The organism is Empedobacter sp. UBA5036, from assembly GCF_002415215.1.
GTDB classification, from domain to species: domain Bacteria; phylum Bacteroidota; class Bacteroidia; order Flavobacteriales; family Weeksellaceae; genus Empedobacter; species Empedobacter falsenii_B.
Genome location: NZ_DICC01000067.1, coordinates 1 through 24700, shown reverse-complemented (window position 1 = coordinate 24700; position 24700 = coordinate 1). Strand labels below are relative to the sequence as shown.

Below are 24700 nucleotides of genomic sequence, written 5' to 3'. Positions count from 1 at the left end.
TAATGAGTTAAGCTATTGTTCTAATTTTATTTATTAATCCAATTAGCATTGCTTTAATTTCATTACACTCATCTGTTAATTTTGAATATTCTTCAATATTTATATAATTCAAATCTTTAGCTAGCAAAATAAAATATGTGACTTCATTCAAAGAGCCTAAAGAAATATTTAAAAATTGAGCAAAGTCTTTATTTGAGTTTCTTCCACAACCTTCTGCAATATTTGCTGGTATAGAAGATGATGCTCTTTTAATTTGAGAAATTAATCCAAATTGTTCTTCTTTTGGAAATTGATTTACAATTTTATATAAATCTAAAACCAAGAGATGTGAACGATTCCAAACTTGTAATTTTCTATAATCTTGCATACTCAAAACTTATAACTCAATACTCACAACTTTTTAAAACGCCACCGTTTTAAGATTAAGTCCTAAGTTTTCTTCCCAACCGAACATCAAGTTCATGTTTTCTACGGCTTGTCCAGAAGCTCCTTTTGTTAGATTATCGATGATAGAAGTGATTAACAATACATCGTCTTGTTTCTGGATATGTAAAAAACATTTGTTGGTATTTACGACTTGTTTCAATGCAATTGGTGCGTCAGAAACATGTGTAAAAGGTTCGTTTTTGTAATATTCGTTGAAGATATTTTTTGCTTCTTCTTCTGATAAATCAGATTTTAAATAAACACCTGCTAAAATTCCGCGCGCAAAATCTCCTCGCATTGGTAAGAAATATACTTTGTTATTGAAATCTTTTTCTAATTGATTCAATGTTTGGTAAATTTCTCCTTCGTGTTGATGCGTAAATTCTTTGTAGAAAGAAACGTTATTGTTTCGCCAACTAAAGTGCGTAGAAGCTGATAAACTTTGTCCAGCACCTGTAGAACCCGTTACAGCATTGATATGAATATCATTTTTGATTTCATTTTTCGCTGCCAATGGTAACAATGCTAATTGAATAGCTGTTGCAAAACAACCTGGATTTGCAATATTTTGAGCTGTTTTGATTGCTTCGCGATCTAATTCTGGTAAACCGTAAACAAACGTTCTATCTTCGAAAATGTGGTTCGCATTTAATCGAAAATCGTTACTCAAATCAATAATTTTTGTGTTGGCTGAGTATTTATTGTTCTGTAAAAACTCTGCCGATTTTCCGTGACCAAGGCATAAAAAAACGACATCAGCATTTTCGTCTATTTTATCCGAAAATAAGATGTCAGTTTCTCCAAACAAATCGTCGTGCACTTTGGTAACGGGGTTGCCTGCATTTGATGTACTGTACACAGACGAAATATTAACCATCGGATGATGTATCAATATTCTTAGCAGTTCGCCTGCTGTGTAGCCAGCACCTCCTACAATGCTTACGTTAATTTTGTTTGTCATTTGTTATGTTTTGCGCGTGTTTTTTTAAGGTATAATACCTATACTATATTTCTAAAATAAAGTGGGCTCGTTGGAATCCACTTTAAAGAATCAATTAATCGAAACTATGAACAATCTTTAATTGATTACCGAATATTTTGATGAAACCTCTTGCATCTCTACTGTCCCAAGCTTCGTTTTCTTCTCCATAAGTAGCGACTTTAGATTGCATCATATCATAAGGCGATTCTATTCCAATCATTGAGAAATGATAAGGATTTAATTGTACTTTCACTTTTCCTGTTACATGATTTTGAGAAGATTCTAAGAATGCTTCAATATCACGCATTACTGGATCCAAGTATTGTGCTTCGTGCAATAAGGTTCCGTACCAGTTTGATAACGAATCTTTGTGCAACAATTGCCATCTTGTAAGTGTATGTTTTTCTAATAAGTGGTGTGCTTTGATTAGTAAATAAGCTGCTGGCGCTTCGAAACCTACACGTCCTTTGATACCTAAAATTGTATCTCCTACGTGGATGTCGCGACCAATTGCGTATTCACCACCGATTTCGTTTAATTTTTGAATTAAAGCTACTGGAGATAATTTTTCTCCATCGAAAGCAGTTGGAATACCTTTCTCAAATTCAATTTCGATAACAGATGATTCTGTTCTTGATAATTGTGTTGGATAAGCATCTTCTGGCAACGCTTGGTTAGATGTTAATGTTTCAACTCCACCAACAGATGTTCCCCAAATTCCTCTGTTAATAGAGTATTTAGCTTTTTCCCAACTATAGTTTACACCATTTGCTTGTAAATATTCAACCTCTTGTTGACGAGATAATTTTTCGTCGCGAATTGGTGTAATGATTTTAGATTGTGGTGAGATAACTGCAAAAGCAACATCAAAACGAATTTGATCATTTCCTGCTCCTGTAGATCCATGTACAATGTATTCTGCATCTACATCTTTTGCATACTGAGCAATTGCAATTGACTGAAACATTCGTTCTGCACTTACTGATAATGGGTAAGTGTTATTTTTCAAGATGTTTCCGTAGATTAAGTAGCGAACACAATCGTTGTAATATTTGTCTGTAATATCAATTGTAACGTGTTTAGAAGATCCTAATTCGTAGGCACGTTCTTCGATATCTTTTAACTCTTCTGCCGAAAATCCACCAGTATTTACAATTACTGTATGCACTTCCATTCCTTGATCTTTTGTTAAGTTAACCAAACAGTACGATGTATCTAAACCTCCACTGTAAGCTAAAACTGCTTTGTTGCTCATTATTTGTTTATTTGTTTATATTGGGAATAATTCTTCTTAATTCATTGGTAACCTCTTCACGACTACTCTCTTCTTTCATTACGATTAATACCGTATCGTCTCCAGCAATTGTTCCAATTATTGTATTGAAATGTGTGTTGTCAATCTCAAAAGCGATTCTGTTTGCATAACCTGGTTTTGTTTTGATAACTCCCAAATTTTTAGAGAAAATCAAACTTGCATTTTCGTTATGTGTAACGGTTGCCGTTGGAACAGCACTTTCTGTAAGGCGATAAATGTATTGTCCCGAACTATTAGGAACTTTTGAAACTTTCAATTCGCGCAAATCTCTCGATAAAGTTGCTTGAGTAACTGTGATCTCTAAATCAATTAATTTTTTTAATAATTCGTCTTGATTACTTATTTCTTGATCTGTTATTAAATCTTTTATAATCTGGAATCTGTATTTTTTATTACTCATTTTGAATATTTATTCGAAATTTTATGCAAATATACTCATTTTAGACAAAAAAAAACCTTAGTTCGTATATTTATTCATTTTCTTTTTTTGATTGATTTGCCAATGCACGCTTAGCGTACTCGTCATCAAGGTTATCATAAACCAATCCTGTACAAATACAACGCTCACGATCATTTTCCATCAAGATGTGATAGTTTTTACAACTTTTACATCCATTCCAAAATTCATCCGATTGTGTTAATTCCGAAAATGTTACTGGCTTGTATCCTAATTTTGTGTTCATACGCATTACAGCTAAAGAAGTTGTAATACTAAAGATTTTTGATTTCGGGAATTTTGTACGTGACAATTCAAAAACAGCGTGTTTTATTTCGCGTCCAATTCCTGAACTCCTTAAATCTGTACGAACAATTAAACCTGAGTTTACGACGAATTTTTCTTCTTCGTACGTTTCTATGTAGCTAAACCCTGCTATTTGATCATCATCATCAAAAGCAATCACAGCATTTCCATTACGCATTTTGCGTTCAAGATAAACTGGATTTCGTTTAGCAATACCCGTTTTTCTCATACGAGCTGATTCTTCGTACCATTCGCACAACAATTCTGTGTACTTGGCATCATCTGCATTTGCTATTCTAACATACATAATTTAAGGGAAAGTCGATTAATAAAGAGGAATTGAGAAAAGATGACCTTTTGTCATCACACTTAAGTAAAATATGAGAAGCAAAAGGTGCGCTTTCATTGCGAAAGCTACTCTCATAATTGAGAAGAACAATTTCAGTAATTTCTTCCATTAATCAACAAGATATTCAGTTATTATACTGAGATGCAAAGTTAAATATTATATTTTTGTATCACCAAAAAAAAGCAAACAAAATTTACATATTTATTAAAATGTTGAAAATTATTAAAATAGGAGGCGGAATTATCGATAACGAGCAAGACTTAGAGCAATTCCTACAAACGTTTTCCGAAATTAAAGAACCAAAAATTTTGGTTCATGGTGGAGGAAAAGGTGCTTCGAAGATGTTAAATCAATTGGGAATCGAGCCTAAAATGATCGAAGGTCGTCGCATCACAGACAAACCAACATTGGATGTTGTGACAGGATTATATGCCGGAAATTTGAACAAATCTATCGTTTCTAAATTGCAAGAATTTGGATGCAATGCATTAGGTTTATCGGGTGCAGATGGTAATGCAATCAAAGGTTCTAAGCGTCCTGTAAAAACTATTGATTATGGTTTTGTTGGAGATTTGAATGATAAAAGCGTCAACAAAGAATTATTTCAATTATTAATTGACAACAATATTACGCCTGTTGTTTGTGCAATTACACATGACGGAAATGGACAATTGTTGAACACAAATGCAGATACTATTGCCTCTACAATTGCGGTTGCAATGTCACAAGAAAATGAAGTAGAGTTAAATTTCTGTTTTGATAAAATTGGTGTACTTCGTGATGTAAATGATGACACAACATTGATCCCAAAAATTAACGAAACTTTATATTTGCAGTTAAAAGAAGAAGGTGTAATTTTCGAAGGAATGATTCCGAAATTAGACAATTCATTCAAAGTAATCAATGCGGGTGTAAAAAATGTATGTTTGGTACACGCGCGAAACATTAACTCAGAGATTAAAACAATTTTATGTTAGAATTAGCTGTTCTCAAAAAGAAAGCTGTCGATTTGTTGTGTCAATTAATCGAAACTCAATCTTTTTCGAGTGAAGAAGATAAAACGGCCGATATTATTTTCAAGTTTTTAACTGATCATGGTGCAACGGCTCATCGTCAGAATAACAATGTTTGGAGTATTCATCCAAATTTTGATGAGAACAAAAAAACAATTTTATTAAACTCTCATCACGACACGGTAAAATTTGGTTCTTCTTGGACGTATGATCCATTGAAAGCAACGATAGAAGGCGATAAATTAGTAGGTTTGGGAAGTAACGATGCAGGAGCTTCTGCGGTAAGTTTATTGGCAACTTATATCAATTTCTTGAATGATGATTTACCATTTAATCTGATTGTCGCAATTACGGCTGAAGAAGAAAGTTCAGGCCAATTGAATGTTGCAAGTATTTTACCGAATCTACCAAAAATTGATTTGGGAATTGTAGGAGAACCTACGCAAATGGACATGGCAATTGCAGAACGTGGTTTGGTTGTGATGGACGTAAATGTAAAAGGAAAAACTGGACATGCTGCAAGAAATGAAGGTGTAAATGCTATTTACGAAGCAATTGATGTGATGAATTGGTTCAAAACTTATCAATTCGAAAGAGTTTCTGATATGTTAGGACCAGTAAAAATGACGGTTACACAAATTGAAGCAGGAAAACAACACAATGTAGTTCCTGATGAATGTCGTTTGGTTGTAGATTGTCGTGTAAACGAATTATATTCAAATCAAGAAGTCGTTGATATTATTTCGAGTTGTTTACCAAAAGCAGAAATTAAAGCACGTTCGTTGCGTTTAAATTCTTCACGTATTTCAGAAAATCATCCAATTGTACAAAAAGGAATCGAATTAGGTTGTACAACATATGGTTCGCCAACAATGTCGGATCAAGCAATGATGAATTTCGAAACGGTAAAAATGGGACCTGGAGATTCAGCTCGTTCTCATACACCAGACGAATATATTTATTTATCCGAAATAGAACATGGAATTGAACGATATACAAGTTTATTAAAAGATTTTACGTTTTAAATTAAGAATAAACTCTTATAATCGAAAAAGCATCTTCATACAATTGAAGATGCTTTTTAATTTTATCAAAACTGATAATTAAAACCTGCAAAACATAAAGATATGTTCTAAAAATTAAACACAAAAAAAGAGGCTAATTAATTTTAGCCTCTTTTTTTATATATGAAATTAAGTCTTACTCAATTTGCATTTTAACTGGAATGTTGAAATTCAACTTCGCAGCACGACCATCTTCTGTTTGAGCAGGTTTGATCGTTTTCCCTCTTTTTTGTTGACGTTGTGTAATACGCTCTAAAGCTTTTTTAGCTTCAGGACCTAACTTAGCATCACCCATTGGAGAAATTCCAACGATTCTACCTTCAGTGTCAATTTGGAAAGAAAGTTTAGCAGCTACTACACCAGATAAACCTTGACCAGCAGCGTCATTCGCAAAATCTTGCAACTCGTCTTGTAAATCTTGTGATAACTTTTTAGATAAACAGTCTGTTGCAGCTTGTTTACCTTTTGCAGCATCTTTCTCACAACCAGGATATACCGCCATTACAGCCGCTGTACGAGCAGTTACTGTAGATGGAGCTGCAGGTTCTGTACCTTTCCCTGGATTAGGAGTACTTGGTGTATCCTTTGGTGCTTCTTTTTTAGTATTTACTTCATTAGCACCTCCAGTTTGTGTTGTTGATTTTGGCCCTTCTCTATCTACTAAACCTAAATCTTTATCGGCCATTTCCTTTACTTCGACAATAGGCTCTTCTTTTTTAGGCTGAGCTTTAGGTTCTGGCATAACCACTCTAACCTGAGCTGTTTCTTCTTGATATCTTTGTTCTGGCTCTGGCTTTGGTGGCTCTGGTTCAACCACTTCTTCCTCTTTTGGAGGCTCAGGAATATTCAAATCCTCAAGCTGAACATCTACGACTACGTCTTCTGACTTTTTACTTTCAAACAAACCTGTTGCAGAAGCAATAAGACCAAAAGCTAAAATCGCAATTACTATAAATCCACGAATGAAAGCTTTCAATAATGTACTCTTCTCAGTCATTCTCATGTCATAAGCTCCATACGCTTTATTTCTACCTTCAAATACAATCTCGTCTAAGGATTTTAGTTTGTTGTTATTTTCTGACATTTTAATTCTTTTAAATTTAACAATTAAACTAATTATTTACCTACTTTTTCGTCGAACACTTTTTGTTCAAAAGGTGCAACAGGTACGATTCCGTAACGAGTAGACTTTGTAATTTCCATTTCATCTAAGATAGTTACTAAATTATCATACGTAGCATCATCCATAGGTTTGATAATTACAGTAAACTTATCTTTATCTGCTCTACCTTGTGCTGCTGTAATAACATCACGAATTTTAGAGTAGTCAGTTTCATTTAGAGTTCCTCCGTTTAATCCTGCCTGATCTTGTTGATGCCAAAATAACTTATTATCCTTTCCAATTAAAATTGATATAGAATTATTCAATTTTATTTCTGGTTTATCAGTTGGATCTAATTTGTCAATTTTTGGAGGCATATTCAAGTTCATTACATTTGGTTTGATCGATGTCGCCGCAAACATAAAGAAAGTAATTAATAAGAAACCTAAATCAACCAAAGGAGCCATATCGACTTTCGTCGAATTCTTTTTGGAACGGACTTTCTTTCCGCCACCGTCATCGTGACTTTCTATTTGTGCCATTTTCTAATTTCTTAATAATTATTCTTGAGATGTAATTAACTGGAACTTATTCATATTTTTCATTTGCAATTGTTGAATCAAATTCTTGAATTGAATATATTCAGATTTTTGATCCCCTTTAATTGCCAAGAAAATATCTGGGTTCACTTCTTTTGCTTCAAATACCCAATCAATTAATTCTTGATTTTTGTTCGGTATCGTATCTAATGGAATACCTGGATGATATGATTGTTGTTTATCAGTAGACTGATTCAAATAATTTCTCATCTCTTTCATTGGTACACCAAACTCTACTATGCTTTTGAATGCATTCTTTTCAGCATCTGTAAACTTTACTCCGTACTTATCACCCATTCTTTCTAATGTAGGAATACGATCTTTTTCTTCTAATCCGAATAAGAACTTACCTTCACCATCAATTTTAATGATCATCATGTTTTCAGCAGCCATTTTTTGGTTCGAAACAGATGTTGGTGTTACGACAGGAACAACTTCAGGTTCTCTAAAGTTAGATGTCAAAATAAAGAAAGTTAACAAAAGCCAAGCCATGTCAGACATAGCTGTTAAGTCCATCGAAGGACCTCTTCTTTTTGGTTTTACTCTTGCCATTTTCTCTGTATTATTAATTAATATTCTAAATTGTTTGTTGTTTGATTTTGTCCTTATACTATCCTTCTAAGGCTTCGTCAATTGAATATTAATTGTGAGCAGAGAAAGATTGTTGGATACTCATTCCTACTTCGTCAATTTTGAATGTTAAATCATCAATTTTAGAAGTTAAGAAAGCATACATAATAATAGCGAATGCAGAAGCACCAATACCCATACCTGTATTAATTAAGGCTTCGGCAATACCTACTGATAATTGAGCTGCATCTGGAGATCCTCCTCCTTCACCTAATGCGAAGAATGCTTTAATCATACCGATTACTGTACCCATTAAGGCAATTAACGTACCTACAGAAGCAATTGTAGAGATAATAGTCATGTTTTTCTCTAATGTTGGCATTTCTAATGTAGTCGCTTCTTCTAACGTTTTACCTAATTGAGCTAATTTTTGCTCTTTGTTTAACGTTGTGTCGTTTTCTAAAGCTTTGTAAGTTGTTAAACCTTCTTTAACTACGTTACCTACAGCTCCTTTTTGTTTGTCACATAATTCGATTGCTTTGTTAACTTCATTTTTGTTTAATAAAGCACGAATGTCATTTACAAACTTCTCAGCAGATCCAGTTCCTTTTGCTTTGTTTAAAGCGATAACACGGTCAATTGAGAAAACGATTACCATAAAGAAGAAAGACATTAAGAATGGAATAATCACCCCTCCTTTATGAATAATTCCTAAAAAGTTTAAAGGATTACCTTTTTCTACATCTCCTCCTTCGAAATTACCTTCTGCTCCAAATACAAACTTGAAGATCCCCATTGCGATTGCAATTAAAATGATCATAGTAATCACAGGGTTAAGACCTCCCTTTTTAGTTTTAGCTGGTACTGTTACATTCTTTTCCATTTACTAATTCTTTTAAATATTATGATTTTTATTAATGTGGGTGTAAATTAAGTGAAAATTTTTTAATTCTTCTAAATTTTTTACGTTGTTATCATATTAAATTTTCAATCTACTTGAAATCAATAGAATTTTTTACTGATTTGACAATTAAAAAATAATCAAAACAATATATCTAATATTAAACAATGTATAATTTTATTAAAATCAGCCTTTCCACAAAAAATAACCTATCGCAAATTTATTCAATAATTATACATATTTATATTTTTTTTTAAGAATTAAATTATTATTTTGACTTTTGCACTTCAATAATTATAAATGCTATGAAAGTTTGTATTGCCGAAAAACCTAGTGTTGCTAAAGATATCGCCAAAGTAATTGGTGCGAATCAAAAGCACGATGGATACTATGAAGGAAATGGATTTCAGGTCACTTGGACTTTCGGACACTTGTGTACATTAAAAGAACCGCAAGATTATACACCTGAGTGGAAAAGCTGGGATCTTAATTATTTGCCAATGATTCCGCAAAGTTTCGGAATTAAATTAATTGCAGATAAAGGTGTCTCGAAACAATTTCATATCATCGAAAAATTAGTCACGAACGATCAAGTCGACGAGATTATAAACTGTGGCGATGCTGGACAGGAAGGAGAATTGATACAACGTTGGGTTTTACTTAAAGCGCGTGCTAAAGCGCCAATGAAGCGTTTATGGATTTCTTCGTTGACAGAAGAAGCAATTAAAGAAGGTTTTGATAATTTGAAAGATGGAGAAAAATATTTCAATCTTTTTTCTGCAGGACAAGCGCGTGCAATTGGCGATTGGTTACTAGGAATGAACGCTACACGATTATTTACCAAAAAATTTGCGCCGCCAAAAACAGTTCTTTCTATTGGTCGTGTGCAAACACCTACATTAGCAATGATTGTACAGCGTCAAAAAGAAATCAATGCGTTTATTATTGAGGAATATTGGGAATTGAAAACGATTTTCAAAGAAGTAGAGTTTAATGCGACAATACCTCGTTTAAAATCTGAAGAAAAAGCCAAACAAGGTTTAGATTTCATCAAAAATCGAGAGTTTGAAATCATTGATTTCGATGTAAAAGAGGGTCGTGAAAAAAATCCTCGCCTATTCGATTTAACTGCTTTACAAGTAGAAGCGAATAAAAAATATGCGTTTTCGGCAGAAAATACCTTAAAATATATACAAAGTCTTTACGAGAAAAAATTTGTGACCTATCCTCGTGTTGATACCACTTATCTTTCGGAAGATATTCACCCTAAAGTTCCTGGAATTTTAAATAAATTAACCGCTTATCAAAATTTGATTGCCCCTTTGATGGCACAACCAATTCCGATGTCGAAAGCAGTTTTTGATAATACAAAAGTAACCGATCACCACGCTATTATTCCTACAGAAATCTTTCCACAAGGTTTATCGAACGAAGAAAAACGTATCTATGATTTGGTTGCACGACGTTTTATTGCTGTTTTTTATCCAGAGTGTAAAGTTGCCAACACAACTGTCGAAGGAAAAGTTGAAAATAATGGAAAAGACGGTCAACTTTCTGCTATAAATTTTAAAGCAACGGGAAAACAAATTCTCGAAATGGGTTGGCGCGAAGTCTATGCAAAAGATAAAAAGGAAGACGAAAAAGATGAGGAAAAAATAATGCCGATTTTTGAGATTGGTGAAAAAGGTCCTCACGAACCATTTATTCACAAAGGAAAAACAACTCCGCCAAAACATTATACAGAAGCGACTCTATTACGAGGAATGGAAACTGCTGGACGACAAGTGGATGATGAAGAAATGCGCGAATTGATGAAAGAAAATGGAATTGGTCGACCTTCTACGCGTGCAAATATTATCGAAACCTTGTTTCGTAGAAAATACATAGAAAAGAAAAAACGTAATATTATCGCCACACAAACTGGTATTGATTTGATTGATACCATTCAAAATGAATTATTAAAATCTCCTGAATTGACGGGTGTTTGGGAACGAAAACTTCGTTTGATTGAAAAAGGTGAATACGAATTAGAACAATTTAAGCAAGAATTGATTGAAATGGTTTCGAAACTAACATTTGATGTAAAAAATAGTTACTTCAGACCAATCGCTTCTCATCAGAATTCAGTTCAAATAGCTGAAAAACCTAAAAAGGAACGTAAACCGAAAGAAGAAATTAATCTGGAAGATGCAACTTGTCCAAAATGTAAAACACATAAATTAGTCAAAGGAAAAGCCGCTTATGGTTGTGCAAACTTTGCAGCATGTGGATTCAAAATTCCGTTCGAGTTTATGGGTAAAAAATTAACTGATAAACAAATTTTGGATTTGTTAACCAAACAAAAAACTGGAAAAATGGCTGGCTTAATCAATCCTGAAAATGGAGAAAAAGTTACTGGTAAAGCTATTTTAGGAATGAATTTCGATTTAGAATTTGAAGAAATGTAAAAAAAATAAAGCGAGTTTCGAAATTCGAAACTCGCTAATTATATTTCTCTAACGTTTCTTTCAAAATTGTTTTGACTTTTTCTTTCAATTTTTTAGGTTCGATAATTGTAACTGAACGACTCATAGAAAGAATTTCGCTGATAAAATCTTCGGTCAAAAATAGTTCTAAACCAATTAAAACTTCATCGTTTTTAGTTTCTAAAATTTGTTGGGATTCGTGCAAAGGCAAAGATTCTAAATAGGCCGCTTGTTTTTTGGTCACAGAAAGCACTATTTTTTCTGGTTTTTCTGAACTTGGAACAATAATCCCGAACGAATATTTGTACTTATCATTGTAATTAAACTCGATATTATCATCAATTTTATCTCTAAGAATCAAAACTTTATTCATTCGTTCCAAACCAAAATTTTTGACAATTCCTTTATCATCCGCAATCAAATACCATCGGTTATTGTGCTCTCTAATTGCAATTGGAGAAACTTTACGAATCGTTTCTTTTTCCTCTCCAAATTTTTGATAATGAAATTCAATTTTCTTTTTTCCTTGAATTGCTTGTACAATATCTGGTAAAAATTCGGCGCGTTTTGGTTTTCTTTTTTCCAAATACACAATCGATTCGAGCGAATTTGTCAATTTCAAAGCAGAAAAACTATTAATTTCTTCTAAAGTTTTCAGAAATAAATCAGAGCTATAATCGTCTTGAATAATATAATATCCACGCTGACTGCGACTATACATTATATCAATTCCCAATATATTTCTGATTTCTTGAATATCGCGCTGTAATGTACGTTTAGAGAAATTAAACTCTAATGTATCATCATTAAGTTGAAGCATTTCAAATTCTCTTTCCAAAAAACGCTCTAAATCTTCATAAGAACAATATTTTTGTTGTGATAATTTACGAACAATATTGAAATAACGCGCGATATAACCTTGTTTTGACATTGAATTGGAAGTGTTTGAGCAAACTTAAGTTATCTGTAATTAAAAACAAAAAAAAGTAACATTTCATTACAAAATGTTACTTTTTCTTCATTAATAAAAATGAAATATTCGAAAAAACGGATTCTATTTTTTAGATTTTTTTACTTTTGTTTTTGCATCTTTCGTAGCTGCTTTTACATCTTGTACCGCCGCTTCTATTGTTGTTGTAGCTGAGTCTACCGTAGCTGCCGCTGAATCTACTACTACTTCTGATGTTATTTCAACTGGAGTTGTGCTATCTTCAACTTTCGCTGTTTCGATGAAATTAGAAAGTTTATCAACAATTTCTGCGTTAGAAGTTGGTTCATTCTTCACTTTTACGCTTAAGAAAATTGATGGTGCAGCATTATCTTGAATATAATTTGATTCGTTTTGATAAACTCCGTCATTTTTAACAGCTGTTGAATTTAAGTTTTCTGTTAACTCTTTTGCTACTTTAACTGTTTCGTTAAATGCAACATTTTGTTTAAAAACAACTGCGGCAACTTTATTTGTATTATCATCAGTTTTTTCAAAATTTAATGTCATGATTAACTCAGGTTTTAAACTATCGATGATTGATCTTTTCTCTTCATCTTTTAATCCTTTCGTTAAATCTTTCCATAAAAGAACCTGAACATTTTCTTTATTCAAAGATTCTAACTTTGTTTTAAATTCTGATGCGATATTTGTTCCTGATTCTACAGCGATATTATCTACAATATCTAAAATAACAACTTTTGGAGCATCTTCTACAACTTTATTTGTAATTTCTGTTGTAGGAACTTTTATTTCATTTTTTGTAGTAAAAGAGAAAGAAACTAACCCTATTGCTACGATTCCTAATACTTGCGTCAATTTTTTCATAATAAATGTGTTTTGTTTAAAAATGATACTTTTTAAATAGTTAGTACATGAATAAGCTTTGCAGACACTGTTCCGAAAACTCTTAATTAATCCTAATAAATGTTATAGTTTTCTTAATTGACTGATTTTATAAGGGATTCAGAGGAGTTAAATTTATCATTTTTCAAAATTTAGAAAATATAAAACATAAAAAAAGCTCAACTAAGTTGAGCTTTTATATTATTTACATGCAGCAATTATCTGCACAAAATCATCATATTTTAATGAAGCACCACCAACAAGACCACCGTCGATATCTGGTTGAGCAAAAATTTCGTTCGCATTCTGTGCATTTACACTTCCTCCGTACAAAATACTTGTATCATTCGCGACTTCTACGCCAAATTCATCCTTCAAAACTTTACGAATAAATGCATGAATTTCTTGCGCTTGCTCTGGTGTAGCTGTTTTTCCTGTTCCAATTGCCCAAACTGGTTCGTAAGCAATAATCAAACGAGAAAGATCTTCTGGTTTTTGTGCAACTAAAGCATCCATTAATTGAGTTTTTACAACCTCAAAGTGTTTATCAGCTTCACGTTCTTCTAATTTTTCTCCAACACAAAGAATTGGATTAATTTGATATTTAAAAGCTTGTTTCAATTTTTCAGCAATCACAATATCCGTTTCTCCTTGGTATTCTCTACGCTCAGAATGTCCAATTATAGCGAAATCTAATCCGATACTATCCAATTGTTCTGCAGAAATATCTCCTGTATACGCTCCTTTTTCGTGAGCAGAAATATCTTGCGAAGAAATCTTAACATATTGCTCATCTACAGCTTCTAACAATGTTTGTAAATAAATAGAAGAAGGCGCAATTATAACTTGTGCAATTGGATGATTATCTGCCACCCAAGCATTAAGGTTTGTTGCTAAATGAATCGCTTCTTCATAATTTAAGTTCATTTTCCAGTTTCCTGCTACTATTCTATCACGCATAAAAAAGTGTATTTTATTTGATTTTGGTTTTAATATTTACTGCAAGATAATTATTTATCGTGAAATTATTACTGATTTATTTTATGCGAACGCGCGGATCTAAAATTCCGTAAAGAATATCGACCAAAATATTAATCACAATAAACATCACAGCAATCACTAAAACAGCTCCCATCACAATTGGTAAATCTAATGTATTTAATGCATTTACGATTTCTTTTCCTAAACCATTCCAACCAAAAACAAATTCCACAAAAACAGAACCTGCCAACATCGAAGCGAACCAACCAGAAATTGCTGTAACAACAGGATTCAGCGCATTTCGTAATGCATGTTTTGTAATCACCGTTTTTCTTGAAAGTCCTTTTGCAAAAGCTGTTCGAATATAATCTTGGTTCAAAACTTCTAACAACGAATTTCGTGTTAATTGCGTAAAAACGGCTAACGGACGAGATCCTAATGTAATCGCTGGAAGAATAAGATTTTTCAACATCAAATGTTTTCCTTCTCCCAAATCATCCACTTCATAGAGACTTCCAATCATATTCAGTCCTGTAATATCATGCATCAAAAACGCAAAAATATAGGCAATGATAATCGCCGAAAAGAAAGACGGAATACTCATACCAAAGCTTGTTACTACCAACAAAACTCTGTCAATCCATGTATCTTTCATCAAAGCAGAAACAATTCCCAACGCAACACCAATTATCGTTGCAATAATGATGGCTGCAATTGCCAAAACCATTGTATTTGGTAAAGTTTCGCCAATAATTGTACTGACGCTTTTTCCTTGTTTTTGAAAAGATTCACGTAAATAAGGCGTTTTCAAAACCATTTCATTTGTTCCGAAATCCATCAATTTTGTGTAATTGTATTTATCAGAACTTAATGAAGTATATGTTGTATTGTTTTCGTCTATATTATGAAATGAAATCGGCGATAAATCATTTATATAAAAAGCATATTGTTTCCATAAAGGTTGATCTAAACCTAAGTTTTTTCTAATTTGAGCCAATTGTTCAGGATCTTCTTTTTGATCAAGCATCATACGCGCAGGATCTCCAGGAAGAACAGAAAACAATAGAAAAACTACAGTCACAACACCAAAAAGCGTTAGAAATCCGTAGAAAATTTTATTTAAAATATAATTAATCACTTTTTAAAATAATTCTTCTAATCGATTAATTGATGGAAAATCGTTGTCATGATATTTCGCTTTTACCGTTCCTTTTTCTAAAATCATCACACCAGGATTTGAACGAATAATTGTTTTCATCGTTGTTTGATCCATGAAACAATTCTCTAATTCTAAACCTTTAATTGGATTGTTCGAAACCGCTGACACAACAAAACCTTTTGCTTTCGCTTCCTTTCCTAAAGTATTTAATTTCGCAATTTGTTCCTCATTTACCTTTTCAACAAAAGGAATGACAAAAACAATCGCTTTCGAGGCATTTAAAATTTCAGAAGTTTTATCAACACCATTGCAATCAAAATTAAAATCGTGAATTGGTGGTTCGTAACCTTTTTTCTCTACAATTGTACGCGTTTTATCCGCTTCAATTACCCAAGGTGTTCCATGTTTGTACCACTTATCATCCGCAATATATTGTGCATCATCAATTTCTACAACCTTTCCATCTACACTATTTTTCATGGTGTAAATCGTTTTATACGTTGTTGGTTTCAAACCTAATTCTTGCGGAGACTTCATTCCTTCAATCAAATTTTTGCCAACTGCATAAGGTCTAAAATCAATGATTGGTAAATGATTAATTCCAATATAAGCAATAATTGCAGAACCTAAAATTGTAATAAAATTAATCGCATAATTCGCTTTTTCGACGAATAATGGTTTGATATATTTTTGACCAATCACTAAAACAATTATCAACATCAAAAGCACAACATCTTTGTAAAATGATGTCCAAGGTTCTAATTTTAGCGCATCACCAAAACATCCACAATCGGTTACTTTATTGAAATAAGCTGAATAAAATGTCAAAAATGTAAAGAAAATAATCGTTAACAATAAAGCTATTGTTGTAAATCTTTTCCAAACGCCAAGCAATAATAAAACGCCTAAAACTATTTCAAAAAGTGAAAAGAAAGTTGCCAAAGGCAAACTCAAACCTTCTAAAAATGGAATGTTAAGAACTGTTGGCGAAAAATATTCTTCTAATTTGAAACTTAACCCAATTGGATCTACATTTTTTACAAATCCAGAAATTATAAAAATAACTCCAACTATAATTCGGGCAAATTGAACTAAATACCTCATGAAGCTTTCTTTTCGTTAATTAAAATCATTGCGAAAATCGAATAATTAATCATATCCAAATAATTTGCATCTAAACCTTCAGACACAATTGTTTTTCCTTTATTATCTTCGATACTTTTTGTGCGCAAAACTTTCTGATAAATTAAATCTGTGATCGAACTTACACGCATATCTCTCCAAGCTTCACCGTAATCATGATTTTTTTTCATCATCAAATCGTGCGCAATTGTTGCATATTTATCATAAAATTCGATAGCTTGTTCGTCTGTCAAATCTGGCTGATCTGCAAAACCAAGTTCCAACTGAATCAATGCCATAATCGAATAATTAACGATTGCCACAAATTCTCCTTCTTCGTCTTCATCAACCAAACGCTCCGCTGCTTCTTGCAACGTACGAATACGGTTTACCTTGATAAAAATTTGATCTGTTAAAGACGGCAAACGCAGTACACGCCAAGCTGGACCGTAATCTTGTAATTTTTTTGTATATAAATCTCGACAAACAGAGATGATTTCTTTAAATTGAATTGAGGTATTTTTCATAATTTCGTTTCGATTTCAAAAATAATTGAAATTGCTTAAAGAACTTCTAAGATATGACAATTAATTGTAATGGTCGTTTGATTGATTTGAACGAGCCTAAAATTATGGGAATTTTGAATACAACGCCAAACTCTTTTTACGATGGTGGCAGTAATCAATCGATGAATTTGATTTTAGAAAAAGTTGAAAAACACTTGTCCGAAGGTGCCGATATGATTGATGTTGGTGGTTATTCGACAAAACCTGGAGCAGAAAATATTTCGGAGCAGGAAGAAATTGATAGAACTGCACCAATTATCGAAAAAATTATTGAAGAATATCCAGAATTGATTATTTCGATTGATACTTTTCGAGGAAATGTTGCACGTGAAGCTGTAAAAGTTGGTGCTTCTATTATAAATGATGTTTCGGGTTGGGAGTTAGACGAAAATATGTTTGATGCAATCAAAGAACTTCGAGTTCCATACATTTTAATGCATATGAAAGGAACGCCAAAAACAATGCAAAATAATCCTGAATATGCAGATATTACGCTGGAAGTAAACGAATATTTTTCCAAAAAAATTGCGCAATTAAAAGCTGCAAAAGTGAATGATATTATTTTAGATCCTGGTTTTGGTTTTGCAAAAACATTGGATCATAATTATGAATTATTCAATAAAATGGAAGCTTTAGGTTTTGAAGGTTTTCCTTTGCTGATCGGAATTTCGAGAAAATCGATGATTTATAATTTATTCGAAACAACTCCGCAAGAAGCTTTAAACGGAACTTCTGTCCTGAATATGGTTGCGTTACAAAAAGGTGCAAAAATTTTGCGTGTGCACGATGTAAGAGAAGCAAAAGAAACCTTACAAATTTTCCAAAAATTGAATCAAAAATAAATAAGAAAGCCACTAAAAAGTGGCTTTTATTTTTAATCAATGATTTTACTATTTGGAAAGAAAACTTTGAACGTATCAACAATATTGATATCCGAAGTCAAAATTTGCCAATGTGAATCTTTCACAAATTCAAACACAACTTCGTTGTCGTATAAATTTTCATCCTCAATATTTACATGCAAATTATTTTCTTTTCTATCTCCAATAATCAACGCCTCCGTTACATGTTCCATTTTATAACACAAACTTTCTAACTGATCATATTCCACAAAAATTCCGTCTTGTTGATCAATCACTTCTTGCAATTCGAAAACCGAATATTCGTCCGTTTCACTTTCACCATCAACCCAAAGAATTTTCCAAAAATAATCCTGTATATCTTTTATTGGAGCAATCACCTCTTCCATTCGTTGAATTTGGTTTTCGTCTTCTCCGTAAATTTCTATTTTATAAGTTTCCATATCTATTACAAAATTAAAAAAGTAACTTCAAACGGAAGTTACTTTTTTACAATTTTATACTTTTTCTAACTCATGTTTCACACGTTTTTCAGATTTGATATCCATAACCTGAATCGATTCTTTGCTAAAAATCTTGAACGAATGTTCATGTTTTTCTAAGAGAAAATCATAAGGTCCTTTTGGTGCAATTAATTTCACTAAAACTGGCGCAGTTTCTAACGAGATAAACACAAGAGCTATAAAAATAGCTGCAGTCCCTAAAATTGGATTATTAACTGACAATTCGTCTAAAGCCTGCATACGTGCAGCAAAACCATTGTAATTCTCTTCGGTTGGTTTAGCCGCATCAATTTCTTTTTCTTTTGCAACATTCAATCGATCTAATTCTTTATTAATTTCAGCTAAACGAGGCGCAGATTGTTGAATATAAGTTTCGATTTCGGCAGCTTTTTGTTTTTTCAATTCTGCTTTTCGTTTTGCATTTGGTCCATAACCTTCGCGTCCAGTTGTTGTTTCAGTTTGTGTACCCACAACTTCTTTTTCCAATTCGATAGAAGCAGAATTATACTCGTTTCTTAATTTATCAATTTCTGCATAAATTTCTTTTCGTTCATTCGAAAAAGGCGTTCCCAATTCAGCATAACGCGCATCAATTCCTTTTTGTAATTCCGTTTTATTTCGATTGACAATAATATTTAATTGCTTGTTAATTTCTTTCTCGAAAATTTTTAATTCTAACGGTTTCGAAATCACAATACCTAATAAAATTGCAACCAAAATACGTGGCAAAGCAATAAAAAACTGACGAAAAAATCCACCTGACTTTTTCATTGATGTGACAATATATCGGTCAAGATTAAAAATCATTAATCCCCACAACAAACCAAAACCTGTTGCTGCATATATATTATCAAAAACAGTATTCAGCGCATATCCAGCAGACAAAGCCGCCAAAATTCCTGTAAATAATATGACACCTCCAATACCAACATGTTTGTTGATATCTGTTGGTGTTTTTTTCAAGAGTTCAAGACTACTCCCTGAACAGATGATTAAAAATTTCTGTAGTCCATTCATTTTGCAAATATAGTACTTTGTATAACATATTATTAAATATCGTGCCAAAAAAAGCTGACAATCAAATTGTCAGCTTATATTTTCAAAAAATTTACTTAAACAAAATTAAGCTTGTTTTTCGATTTTAATTCTCCATCCATAAGGATCTTCTGCTAATCCGTATTGAATATCTTTTAATTTCTTTTTCAATTGTAATGCAAAAGAATCTTCTTCAGCTAAAGTTGGTAATTGAGCACGCTCTTCACCAAATCCAACTGCATCGTATTGTGTAATTACAACAGCAGTTCCACATCCAAATACTTCTTTTAATTCTCCTGATTTGTAAGCATCATACAATTCTTGTACTTCTACAGGACGTACTTCTACTTCATATCCACTATCTTTTGCTAAAGTTAAAACAGAATCACGTGTTACTCCGTTCAAAATACGCTCAGACGTTGGCGCTGTTAAAATTTTATTTCCGATACGTACCATCACATTCATTGTTCCTGCTTCTTCAATGTATTTATGCTCGATAGAATCTGTCCAAATTACTTGATCATAACCATCTTTTTGAGCTTCAGAAGTTGGAAAGAAAGATCCTGCGTAGTTTCCTCCACATTTTGCAAAACCAACACCTCCCTGAGCTGAACGACTATAATAATCAGCAATTTTTACTGATAAAGGTTTGTCGTAATAATTAGGAGCATAAGCTAATAAAATTGCAAAAATATATTCGTTAGATGCTCTTGCAGAAACCGCTTCTTCTGTTGCGAACATTACTGGACGAATATATAATGACGTTCCGTAATCTTTTGGTACCCATTGACGATCGATATCAATAATCGCTTCTAAACCATCAATAAAAATTTCTTTCGGAATTTGAGGCATATTAAGACGTGCCGCAGATAAATTAAAACGCTCGAAGTTTTTCTCTGGACGGAAAATAAATACTTCTTCGTTATCATTTTTGTAGGCTTTCATTCCTTCAAAAATTGTTTGACCATAATGGAAAGACATCGCTGCTGGAGTCATTGAAATTGGTCCGTAAGGAACAATTTTTGGCTCATCCCATTTACCATCTTTGTAATGCGCGATCAACATGTGATCTGTAAACTCTTTCCCAAAAGTAGTAGAGTTAAAAACTGAATCGTTAAATTTTGATTCAGCAATTTTTTCTATAATCATTTTATGATATATTTTGTTTGTGCTTATCAAAGGTACATTTTATTTGCACTTTTTCATAATAAATATCATAACTTTCGACGATGAAAAGAATTATTCAAGAAACGGAAGATGGATCTAAAACTATCTATATTGAAGATTGGGATGAATCTTATCATTCTAAGCATGGCGCTGTACAAGAGGCTTTTCATGTATTTATAAAAAATGGATTTCATCATTTTACAGAAACAAAAAATCCTATAAAAATTATAGAAATTGGATTAGGTACGGGACTTAATTCTTTCATTACTTTGATGGAAGCTGAAAAACATAAAACTCCAGTGCAATATGTTGGAATTGAAAAATTTCCAGTTTCTGATGAAGAATTTGAATTGGTGAATTATTTTGAAAATGTTTTCAAACTTTATCCGGAATTTGAACATCGAAAAGAAGAATTTTTAGATTATTATCAACAATTATTTCATTCGAATTGGGAAAATTGGCATAAAATTTCTCCCTATTTTGAAATTAAAAAAGTAGAAGAAGATTTTTTCAATCTGAAAAACATCAACGAAAATAATTTTGATTTGGTTTATTTTGATGCATTTGGTTCTCGTGTTCAACCAGAATTATGGGAAAAAGAATTGTTAGAAATTGTTGATTCTTTAACTAAAAAATCTGCCATTTTTACTACTTATGCAGCGAAAGGAACCATAAAAAGAGGATTGAAAGATTTGGACTATATTGTACAAAAACGTCCTGGACCTCCAGGAAAACGTGAAATGATGGTTGGTTTGAAAGACTTTCCATTTGTCAAATAATCTGCTTTATCATTAATTATAAAAATCGTAAATTTGCAGCTGAAAACAATTTGATGTTTTCTACATTTTTTTATGACAAATTATATCGAATATAAATTTAAAGTTGCGGAAGTAGAGCCTTTTAATGAAATTATTATTGCAATGATTTCTGAACTACCCTTTGAAAGTTTTGTTGAAAACGAAGAAGGTTTTGATGCTTACATGCCAAAAACTGACGAAAATATTGACCAAGTAAAAGAAGTGATTGATTCTATCGAGAATATTGATTTTTCTTATACGCGTCAAGAAATTGAACAACAAAATTGGAATGCAACTTGGGAAGAAAATTTCACGCCAATTTTAGTGAATGACCAATGTTTGATTCGTGCAGAATTTCACGAAACAGTTGAAAATATTCCGTACGAAATTATCATTCAACCAAAAATGTCTTTTGGGACTGGACATCACTCTACAACACATTTGATGGTAGAATATATCTTGGAAACTGAATTTACAGGAAAAGATATTTTGGACATGGGCTGTGGAACGTCAATTCTTGCAATTTTAGGAATGAAACGTGGTGCAAATTATGCAGAATGTATCGATATTGACGAGTGGGCTGTGGAAAATTCTATCGAAAATGGAAAACGAAATGGTGTTAGTTTAGATGCGAAAATGGGTGATAATTCACTTTTGGGAAGCAAACAGTTTGACATTATTTTAGCGAATATCAACAAAAATATTTTAATCAGTCAAATTCCTTCTTACATCAATGTTTTGAATGAAAATGGTGATTTATTTTTAAGTGGATTGATGGAGCAAGATTTTGATGATATCTTAGCTTTTTGTACAGAAAATGGTTTGAAATTTGTATCTAAAAAACAACGAAATGAGTGGATTGCGCTACATTTCAAAAAATAAAATGATATGACAAAATACGCAACGCAACCCATGTGGGAAACGGAAAAAGATTCGGCTGTTGATGTATTGGAACAGGAATCACACAAATATCAAATTATTGTTTACAATGATGATGTGAATACTTTTGATTGGGTAATCGAATCGTTGATTGATGTTTGTGAACACACGCCAGAGCAAGCGGAACAATGTTCTATTTTGATTCACTACAAAGGTAAATGCGAAGTCTTGACGGGTGAATTAGAAGATTTAAAACCTCGATGCACAGAATTATTGAACCGAGGTTTAAGTGCAGAAATTATTTAGAATTTCTTAATAATCATATAAAGCAAAATCAGAATCGTCTAATGTTACATTGGACGATTTTTTGTTTTGATCACTCACTATATACGAATCATAGATCTTCTCGTAAACATGATTTTCTGTTTTTGTATCCACAACTTCTGTAGATTTTTCTGTAGAATTAATCACAAAAGGAGTTACAACCAATGCTAATAGCAATATACAAGCAGCAGCCCACCAAATATTGAAATGTACAACTTTTGTTTCTTTTTTATCAATAGTTTTCGATAAAATTGACTGTTCTAAATCGTCAAAATAATTAGTAGGGGTTGTATAATTTTCCTTTTGTTTTAAGCTTTTAAAATAAATTTCATCTTCTAAATTCTTAAAATAATTCTCTGGAACCTTAAAATTATTTTTTAATCCATTTTCTTTCATATCATTCATAAGACAAAAAAAAGTTAAAAAGGTTTAATCTTCATCCTCTAAAAATTCTTTAATTTTTGTAACTGCATGATGATAAGACGCCTTTAGCGCACCAACAGATGTTCCTGAAATTTCAGAAATTTGTTCATATTTCATTTCATCATAATATTTCATCATAAATACTACGCGCTGCTTTTCTGGCAAACTTGCAATCGCTTTTTGTAGTTTCAACTCAATTTCATCACCTGTAAAATACTCATCCGTAGATAAATCATCTGCAATATTCATCGAATAATCTTCAAACGAAACATTTTGTTCTTTAGCATTTTTATGAATAAAATTGATGGTTTCGTTAAAAGTAATCCTAAAAATCCATGTCGATAATTTTGATTCATTTTTGAATGAATTCAAATTTTGATAGATTTTTATAAAAACATTTTGAGCAATATCATCTGCGTCTTCATGAATCAAAACCATACGACGAATTTGCCAATAAACTCTCTGATGATAATCTTTTACAAGAAGTTTAAAAGCCTGTTCCCAATCCTTATCTAAAATGTGATCTAATATTTTCTGATCCAATTAAGTAATATTAAGCTGTAAAGCTATTAAATTTCAAATGATAAACTTCTAATAATTTTGAACATAGTTTATATTTTATATTTTTTTTATGAAATCAAATCCATATTCCACATATACTTAAGTATGAACCTATCAATAAAAGTATATTTCTATTGAAAAATTTATTTGGGCATTCACTCGCTCTATTCCTCGTATTTATACAATCTCCCTCAATTATCTCTTAATAATTCAATAACAAGAAATGTAAATCGCTCGGTCGGGCTATCCGTTGCAATCTTTTGTAGAATAAAATTCTATTACAAGTAAGAAAATCCAATTTCTACAAAAGGATTTAGACTACTCTCCCTAACGCTGGTTGTAAGTTCTGAGTTAGTTGCAAAAAGGAAGCTTCCTTTTTATCAAGAAGAAGCTTCTAGTTGACTAATTAGAAGCTCTTGTTGGATGAAAGCAAGCTTCTTGTTTTATAAAACATAGTCTGGAGATGTGGTAGCTTACATTTTACTTTGTACATTTTACAAAAAAGTATACCCACAAAAAAAGCCTCAAGTTGTTCACTTGAGGCTTTTAATAAAAACTGGCGACGACCTACTCTCCCGTAAGTAACAGTACCATCGGCGCAGGCAGGCTTAACTTCTCTGTTCGGAATGGGAAGAGGTGAGCCCTGCAGCTATAGTCACCCTAATATTTTTGTATAGGTCTTAGTTCCTAGTATATTTTGACATTATTAGATAGCTTTATGCATTAAGCTTAAAGCTTTAGGCCTAAAGCCTTCACACAATCTTTGGTATTACTTTCTTAATCCAAATAAGATTAACTAACCTTCTCTATGACGATTAAATCAATCTTAGTATTTAATCTTTTTTATTTTTGATATTACTATCATTATCTTTGTTTCGTTCTACTTTTTTAGAAATAGTCTATGGGTAATTAGTACTACTCGACTATGACATCACTGCCTTTACATCTTTAGCCTAACCAC

At 32.3% G+C, this 24700-nt stretch carries 27 protein-coding genes and 1 rRNA gene; 7 read left to right on the top strand and 21 right to left on the bottom strand.

Annotated features, from left to right (window positions below; translation table 11 throughout):
- Positions 1 to 7: 7 nt before the first annotated feature.
- From B4J88_RS12740 to B4J88_RS12720, 5 genes are all read right to left on the bottom strand, one after another.
- On the bottom strand, positions 8 to 367 hold the full coding sequence (locus B4J88_RS12740) for a four helix bundle protein (protein ID WP_219034924.1): 360 nt from the start codon (positions 365 to 367) through the stop codon (positions 8 to 10).
- 33 nt (positions 368 to 400) lie between these two features.
- On the bottom strand, positions 401 to 1387 hold the full coding sequence (argC, locus tag B4J88_RS12735; RefSeq protein ID WP_291046819.1) for an N-acetyl-gamma-glutamyl-phosphate reductase: 987 nt from the start codon (positions 1385 to 1387) through the stop codon (positions 401 to 403).
- 94 nt (positions 1388 to 1481) lie between these two features.
- Positions 1482 to 2663, bottom strand: a complete 1182-nt coding sequence (gene argG / locus B4J88_RS12730) for an argininosuccinate synthase (protein ID WP_291067786.1) — start codon at positions 2661 to 2663, stop codon at positions 1482 to 1484.
- A gap of 7 nt (positions 2664 to 2670) precedes the next feature.
- The gene (locus B4J88_RS12725; protein WP_221854616.1) at positions 2671 to 3123 is read right to left on the bottom strand and encodes an arginine repressor; all 453 of its coding nucleotides are present in this window, start codon (positions 3121 to 3123) and stop codon (positions 2671 to 2673) included.
- A gap of 70 nt (positions 3124 to 3193) precedes the next feature.
- Positions 3194 to 3772, bottom strand: coding sequence for a GNAT family N-acetyltransferase (locus tag B4J88_RS12720; protein WP_219034927.1), 579 nt, complete (start codon positions 3770 to 3772; stop codon positions 3194 to 3196).
- Positions 3773 to 4023: 251 nt separating this feature from the next.
- Between B4J88_RS12720 and argB the strand changes: the two genes are divergently transcribed.
- Together argB and B4J88_RS12710 are read left to right on the top strand one after the other, a co-directional pair.
- Entirely contained in the window at positions 4024 to 4791 is a 768-nt protein-coding gene (argB, locus tag B4J88_RS12715; RefSeq protein ID WP_114999092.1) for an acetylglutamate kinase, read from the top strand.
- The gene (locus tag B4J88_RS12710; protein ID WP_291067785.1) at positions 4785 to 5852 is read left to right on the top strand and encodes a M20 family metallo-hydrolase; all 1068 of its coding nucleotides are present in this window, start codon (positions 4785 to 4787) and stop codon (positions 5850 to 5852) included. The genes argB and B4J88_RS12710 overlap by 7 nt, the downstream gene beginning before the upstream one ends.
- Before the next feature lie 175 nt (positions 5853 to 6027).
- On the opposite strand, the gene B4J88_RS12705 is transcribed toward B4J88_RS12710, so the two are convergent.
- The 4 genes from B4J88_RS12705 to B4J88_RS12690 all read right to left on the bottom strand — a co-directional run bounded on the left by B4J88_RS12705 (position 6028) and on the right by B4J88_RS12690 (position 9045).
- Entirely contained in the window at positions 6028 to 6975 is a 948-nt protein-coding gene (locus tag B4J88_RS12705; protein ID WP_291067784.1) for a hypothetical protein, read from the bottom strand.
- A 32-nt stretch (positions 6976 to 7007) separates the two neighbouring features.
- Positions 7008 to 7535: an ExbD/TolR family protein gene (locus B4J88_RS12700; protein ID WP_038336863.1), complete on the bottom strand. Its 528-nt coding sequence runs from the start codon at positions 7533 to 7535 to the stop codon at positions 7008 to 7010.
- Positions 7536 to 7553: 18 nt separating this feature from the next.
- Entirely contained in the window at positions 7554 to 8144 is a 591-nt protein-coding gene (locus B4J88_RS12695) for a biopolymer transporter ExbD (protein WP_280037740.1), read from the bottom strand.
- A gap of 88 nt (positions 8145 to 8232) precedes the next feature.
- Positions 8233 to 9045, bottom strand: coding sequence for a MotA/TolQ/ExbB proton channel family protein (locus B4J88_RS12690; protein WP_038336866.1), 813 nt, complete (start codon positions 9043 to 9045; stop codon positions 8233 to 8235).
- A gap of 323 nt (positions 9046 to 9368) precedes the next feature.
- Between B4J88_RS12690 and B4J88_RS12685 the strand changes: the two genes are divergently transcribed.
- The gene (locus tag B4J88_RS12685) at positions 9369 to 11510 is read left to right on the top strand and encodes a type IA DNA topoisomerase (RefSeq protein ID WP_114999083.1); all 2142 of its coding nucleotides are present in this window, start codon (positions 9369 to 9371) and stop codon (positions 11508 to 11510) included.
- Positions 11511 to 11544: 34 nt separating this feature from the next.
- On the opposite strand, the gene B4J88_RS12680 is transcribed toward B4J88_RS12685, so the two are convergent.
- From B4J88_RS12680 to B4J88_RS12655, 6 genes are all read right to left on the bottom strand, one after another.
- A complete protein-coding gene (locus B4J88_RS12680) occupies positions 11545 to 12459 on the bottom strand; it encodes a helix-turn-helix transcriptional regulator (RefSeq protein WP_038336869.1) in 915 nt (304 codons plus the stop codon).
- 123 nt (positions 12460 to 12582) lie between these two features.
- A complete protein-coding gene (locus B4J88_RS12675) occupies positions 12583 to 13344 on the bottom strand; it encodes a hypothetical protein (RefSeq protein ID WP_291067783.1) in 762 nt (253 codons plus the stop codon).
- A gap of 219 nt (positions 13345 to 13563) precedes the next feature.
- Positions 13564 to 14322: a triose-phosphate isomerase gene (tpiA, locus tag B4J88_RS12670; RefSeq protein ID WP_114999079.1), complete on the bottom strand. Its 759-nt coding sequence runs from the start codon at positions 14320 to 14322 to the stop codon at positions 13564 to 13566.
- 76 nt (positions 14323 to 14398) lie between these two features.
- A complete protein-coding gene (locus B4J88_RS12665) occupies positions 14399 to 15481 on the bottom strand; it encodes an ABC transporter permease (protein ID WP_114999077.1) in 1083 nt (360 codons plus the stop codon).
- Positions 15482 to 15484: 3 nt separating this feature from the next.
- Complete coding sequence (locus B4J88_RS12660) at positions 15485 to 16606, bottom strand: BT_3928 family protein (RefSeq protein ID WP_038336875.1); 1122 nt, start codon at positions 16604 to 16606, stop codon at positions 15485 to 15487.
- Positions 16603 to 17151 carry a DUF1599 domain-containing protein gene (locus tag B4J88_RS12655; RefSeq protein WP_038336876.1) on the bottom strand — a complete coding sequence of 183 codons (549 nt, stop codon included), beginning with the start codon at positions 17149 to 17151 and terminating at the stop codon, positions 16603 to 16605. The genes B4J88_RS12660 and B4J88_RS12655 overlap by 4 nt, the downstream gene beginning before the upstream one ends.
- A gap of 53 nt (positions 17152 to 17204) precedes the next feature.
- Here B4J88_RS12655 and folP point away from each other — a divergent pair, with 53 nt between their 5' ends.
- Entirely contained in the window at positions 17205 to 18032 is an 828-nt protein-coding gene (gene folP, locus B4J88_RS12650) for a dihydropteroate synthase (protein WP_038336877.1), read from the top strand.
- A gap of 32 nt (positions 18033 to 18064) precedes the next feature.
- On the opposite strand, the gene B4J88_RS12645 is transcribed toward folP, so the two are convergent.
- From B4J88_RS12645 to B4J88_RS12635, 3 genes are all read right to left on the bottom strand, one after another.
- Positions 18065 to 18493, bottom strand: a complete 429-nt coding sequence (locus B4J88_RS12645; RefSeq protein WP_125350302.1) for a hypothetical protein — start codon at positions 18491 to 18493, stop codon at positions 18065 to 18067.
- Positions 18494 to 18547: 54 nt separating this feature from the next.
- Entirely contained in the window at positions 18548 to 19570 is a 1023-nt protein-coding gene (locus B4J88_RS12640; RefSeq protein ID WP_125350303.1) for a DUF4407 domain-containing protein, read from the bottom strand.
- 105 nt (positions 19571 to 19675) lie between these two features.
- Positions 19676 to 20737: a branched-chain amino acid aminotransferase gene (locus tag B4J88_RS12635; RefSeq protein WP_280038161.1), complete on the bottom strand. Its 1062-nt coding sequence runs from the start codon at positions 20735 to 20737 to the stop codon at positions 19676 to 19678.
- Between the two features lie 80 nt (positions 20738 to 20817).
- On the opposite strand from B4J88_RS12635, the gene mnmD reads away from it, so the two are divergent.
- From mnmD to B4J88_RS12620, 3 genes are all read left to right on the top strand, one after another.
- Complete coding sequence (gene mnmD, locus B4J88_RS12630) at positions 20818 to 21534, top strand: tRNA (5-methylaminomethyl-2-thiouridine)(34)-methyltransferase MnmD (protein WP_291067782.1); 717 nt, start codon at positions 20818 to 20820, stop codon at positions 21532 to 21534.
- 72 nt (positions 21535 to 21606) lie between these two features.
- The gene (prmA, locus tag B4J88_RS12625; RefSeq protein ID WP_038336885.1) at positions 21607 to 22434 is read left to right on the top strand and encodes a 50S ribosomal protein L11 methyltransferase; all 828 of its coding nucleotides are present in this window, start codon (positions 21607 to 21609) and stop codon (positions 22432 to 22434) included.
- 6 nt (positions 22435 to 22440) lie between these two features.
- Positions 22441 to 22737 carry an ATP-dependent Clp protease adaptor ClpS gene (locus B4J88_RS12620; protein WP_180905936.1) on the top strand — a complete coding sequence of 99 codons (297 nt, stop codon included), beginning with the start codon at positions 22441 to 22443 and terminating at the stop codon, positions 22735 to 22737.
- Between the two features lie 6 nt (positions 22738 to 22743).
- Here the strand turns inward: B4J88_RS12620 and B4J88_RS12615 are convergent, their stop codons facing one another.
- From B4J88_RS12615 to rrf, 3 genes are all read right to left on the bottom strand, one after another.
- Positions 22744 to 23160 carry a hypothetical protein gene (locus tag B4J88_RS12615; RefSeq protein ID WP_125350307.1) on the bottom strand — a complete coding sequence of 139 codons (417 nt, stop codon included), beginning with the start codon at positions 23158 to 23160 and terminating at the stop codon, positions 22744 to 22746.
- Positions 23161 to 23184: 24 nt separating this feature from the next.
- Positions 23185 to 23721 (bottom strand): RNA polymerase sigma factor, encoded by a 537-nt coding sequence (locus B4J88_RS12610; protein WP_291067781.1) that lies wholly within the window; start codon positions 23719 to 23721, stop codon positions 23185 to 23187.
- Between the two features lie 572 nt (positions 23722 to 24293).
- Positions 24294 to 24402 (bottom strand): 5S ribosomal RNA (gene rrf / locus B4J88_RS12605).
- Positions 24403 to 24700 lie beyond the last annotated feature (298 nt).

What these genes read in the sequence shown, in the direction of transcription:
- B4J88_RS12710 (WP_291067785.1), top strand. Translation starts at nt 4,785, where the DNA reads ATGTTAGAATTAGCTGTTCTCAAAAAGAAAGCTGTCGATTTGTTGTGT.
- B4J88_RS12680 (WP_038336869.1), bottom strand. Translation starts at nt 12,459, where the DNA reads ATGTCAAAACAAGGTTATATCGCGCGTTATTTCAATATTGTTCGTAAA.
- B4J88_RS12620 (WP_180905936.1), top strand. Translation starts at nt 22,441, where the DNA reads ATGACAAAATACGCAACGCAACCCATGTGGGAAACGGAAAAAGATTCG.
- B4J88_RS12615 (WP_125350307.1), bottom strand. Translation starts at nt 23,160, where the DNA reads ATGAATGATATGAAAGAAAATGGATTAAAAAATAATTTTAAGGTTCCA.
- B4J88_RS12700 (WP_038336863.1), bottom strand. Translation starts at nt 7,535, where the DNA reads ATGGCACAAATAGAAAGTCACGATGACGGTGGCGGAAAGAAAGTCCGT.
- B4J88_RS12720 (WP_219034927.1), bottom strand. Translation starts at nt 3,772, where the DNA reads ATGTATGTTAGAATAGCAAATGCAGATGATGCCAAGTACACAGAATTG.
- B4J88_RS12645 (WP_125350302.1), bottom strand. Translation starts at nt 18,493, where the DNA reads ATGGAAACTTATAAAATAGAAATTTACGGAGAAGACGAAAACCAAATT.
- B4J88_RS12705 (WP_291067784.1), bottom strand. Translation starts at nt 6,975, where the DNA reads ATGTCAGAAAATAACAACAAACTAAAATCCTTAGACGAGATTGTATTT.
- B4J88_RS12640 (WP_125350303.1), bottom strand. Translation starts at nt 19,570, where the DNA reads ATGAATGGACTACAGAAATTTTTAATCATCTGTTCAGGGAGTAGTCTT.
- B4J88_RS12660 (WP_038336875.1), bottom strand. Translation starts at nt 16,606, where the DNA reads ATGAGGTATTTAGTTCAATTTGCCCGAATTATAGTTGGAGTTATTTTT.
- B4J88_RS12685 (WP_114999083.1), top strand. Translation starts at nt 9,369, where the DNA reads ATGAAAGTTTGTATTGCCGAAAAACCTAGTGTTGCTAAAGATATCGCC.
- B4J88_RS12725 (WP_221854616.1), bottom strand. Translation starts at nt 3,123, where the DNA reads ATGAGTAATAAAAAATACAGATTCCAGATTATAAAAGATTTAATAACA.
- B4J88_RS12635 (WP_280038161.1), bottom strand. Translation starts at nt 20,737, where the DNA reads ATGATTATAGAAAAAATTGCTGAATCAAAATTTAACGATTCAGTTTTT.
- argC (WP_291046819.1), bottom strand. Translation starts at nt 1,387, where the DNA reads ATGACAAACAAAATTAACGTAAGCATTGTAGGAGGTGCTGGCTACACA.
- folP (WP_038336877.1), top strand. Translation starts at nt 17,205, where the DNA reads ATGACAATTAATTGTAATGGTCGTTTGATTGATTTGAACGAGCCTAAA.
- prmA (WP_038336885.1), top strand. Translation starts at nt 21,607, where the DNA reads ATGACAAATTATATCGAATATAAATTTAAAGTTGCGGAAGTAGAGCCT.
- B4J88_RS12675 (WP_291067783.1), bottom strand. Translation starts at nt 13,344, where the DNA reads ATGAAAAAATTGACGCAAGTATTAGGAATCGTAGCAATAGGGTTAGTT.
- mnmD (WP_291067782.1), top strand. Translation starts at nt 20,818, where the DNA reads ATGAAAAGAATTATTCAAGAAACGGAAGATGGATCTAAAACTATCTAT.
- B4J88_RS12695 (WP_280037740.1), bottom strand. Translation starts at nt 8,144, where the DNA reads ATGGCAAGAGTAAAACCAAAAAGAAGAGGTCCTTCGATGGACTTAACA.
- B4J88_RS12690 (WP_038336866.1), bottom strand. Translation starts at nt 9,045, where the DNA reads ATGGAAAAGAATGTAACAGTACCAGCTAAAACTAAAAAGGGAGGTCTT.
- argG (WP_291067786.1), bottom strand. Translation starts at nt 2,663, where the DNA reads ATGAGCAACAAAGCAGTTTTAGCTTACAGTGGAGGTTTAGATACATCG.
- tpiA (WP_114999079.1), bottom strand. Translation starts at nt 14,322, where the DNA reads ATGCGTGATAGAATAGTAGCAGGAAACTGGAAAATGAACTTAAATTAT.
- argB (WP_114999092.1), top strand. Translation starts at nt 4,024, where the DNA reads ATGTTGAAAATTATTAAAATAGGAGGCGGAATTATCGATAACGAGCAA.
- B4J88_RS12655 (WP_038336876.1), bottom strand. Translation starts at nt 17,151, where the DNA reads ATGAAAAATACCTCAATTCAATTTAAAGAAATCATCTCTGTTTGTCGA.
- B4J88_RS12740 (WP_219034924.1), bottom strand. Translation starts at nt 367, where the DNA reads ATGCAAGATTATAGAAAATTACAAGTTTGGAATCGTTCACATCTCTTG.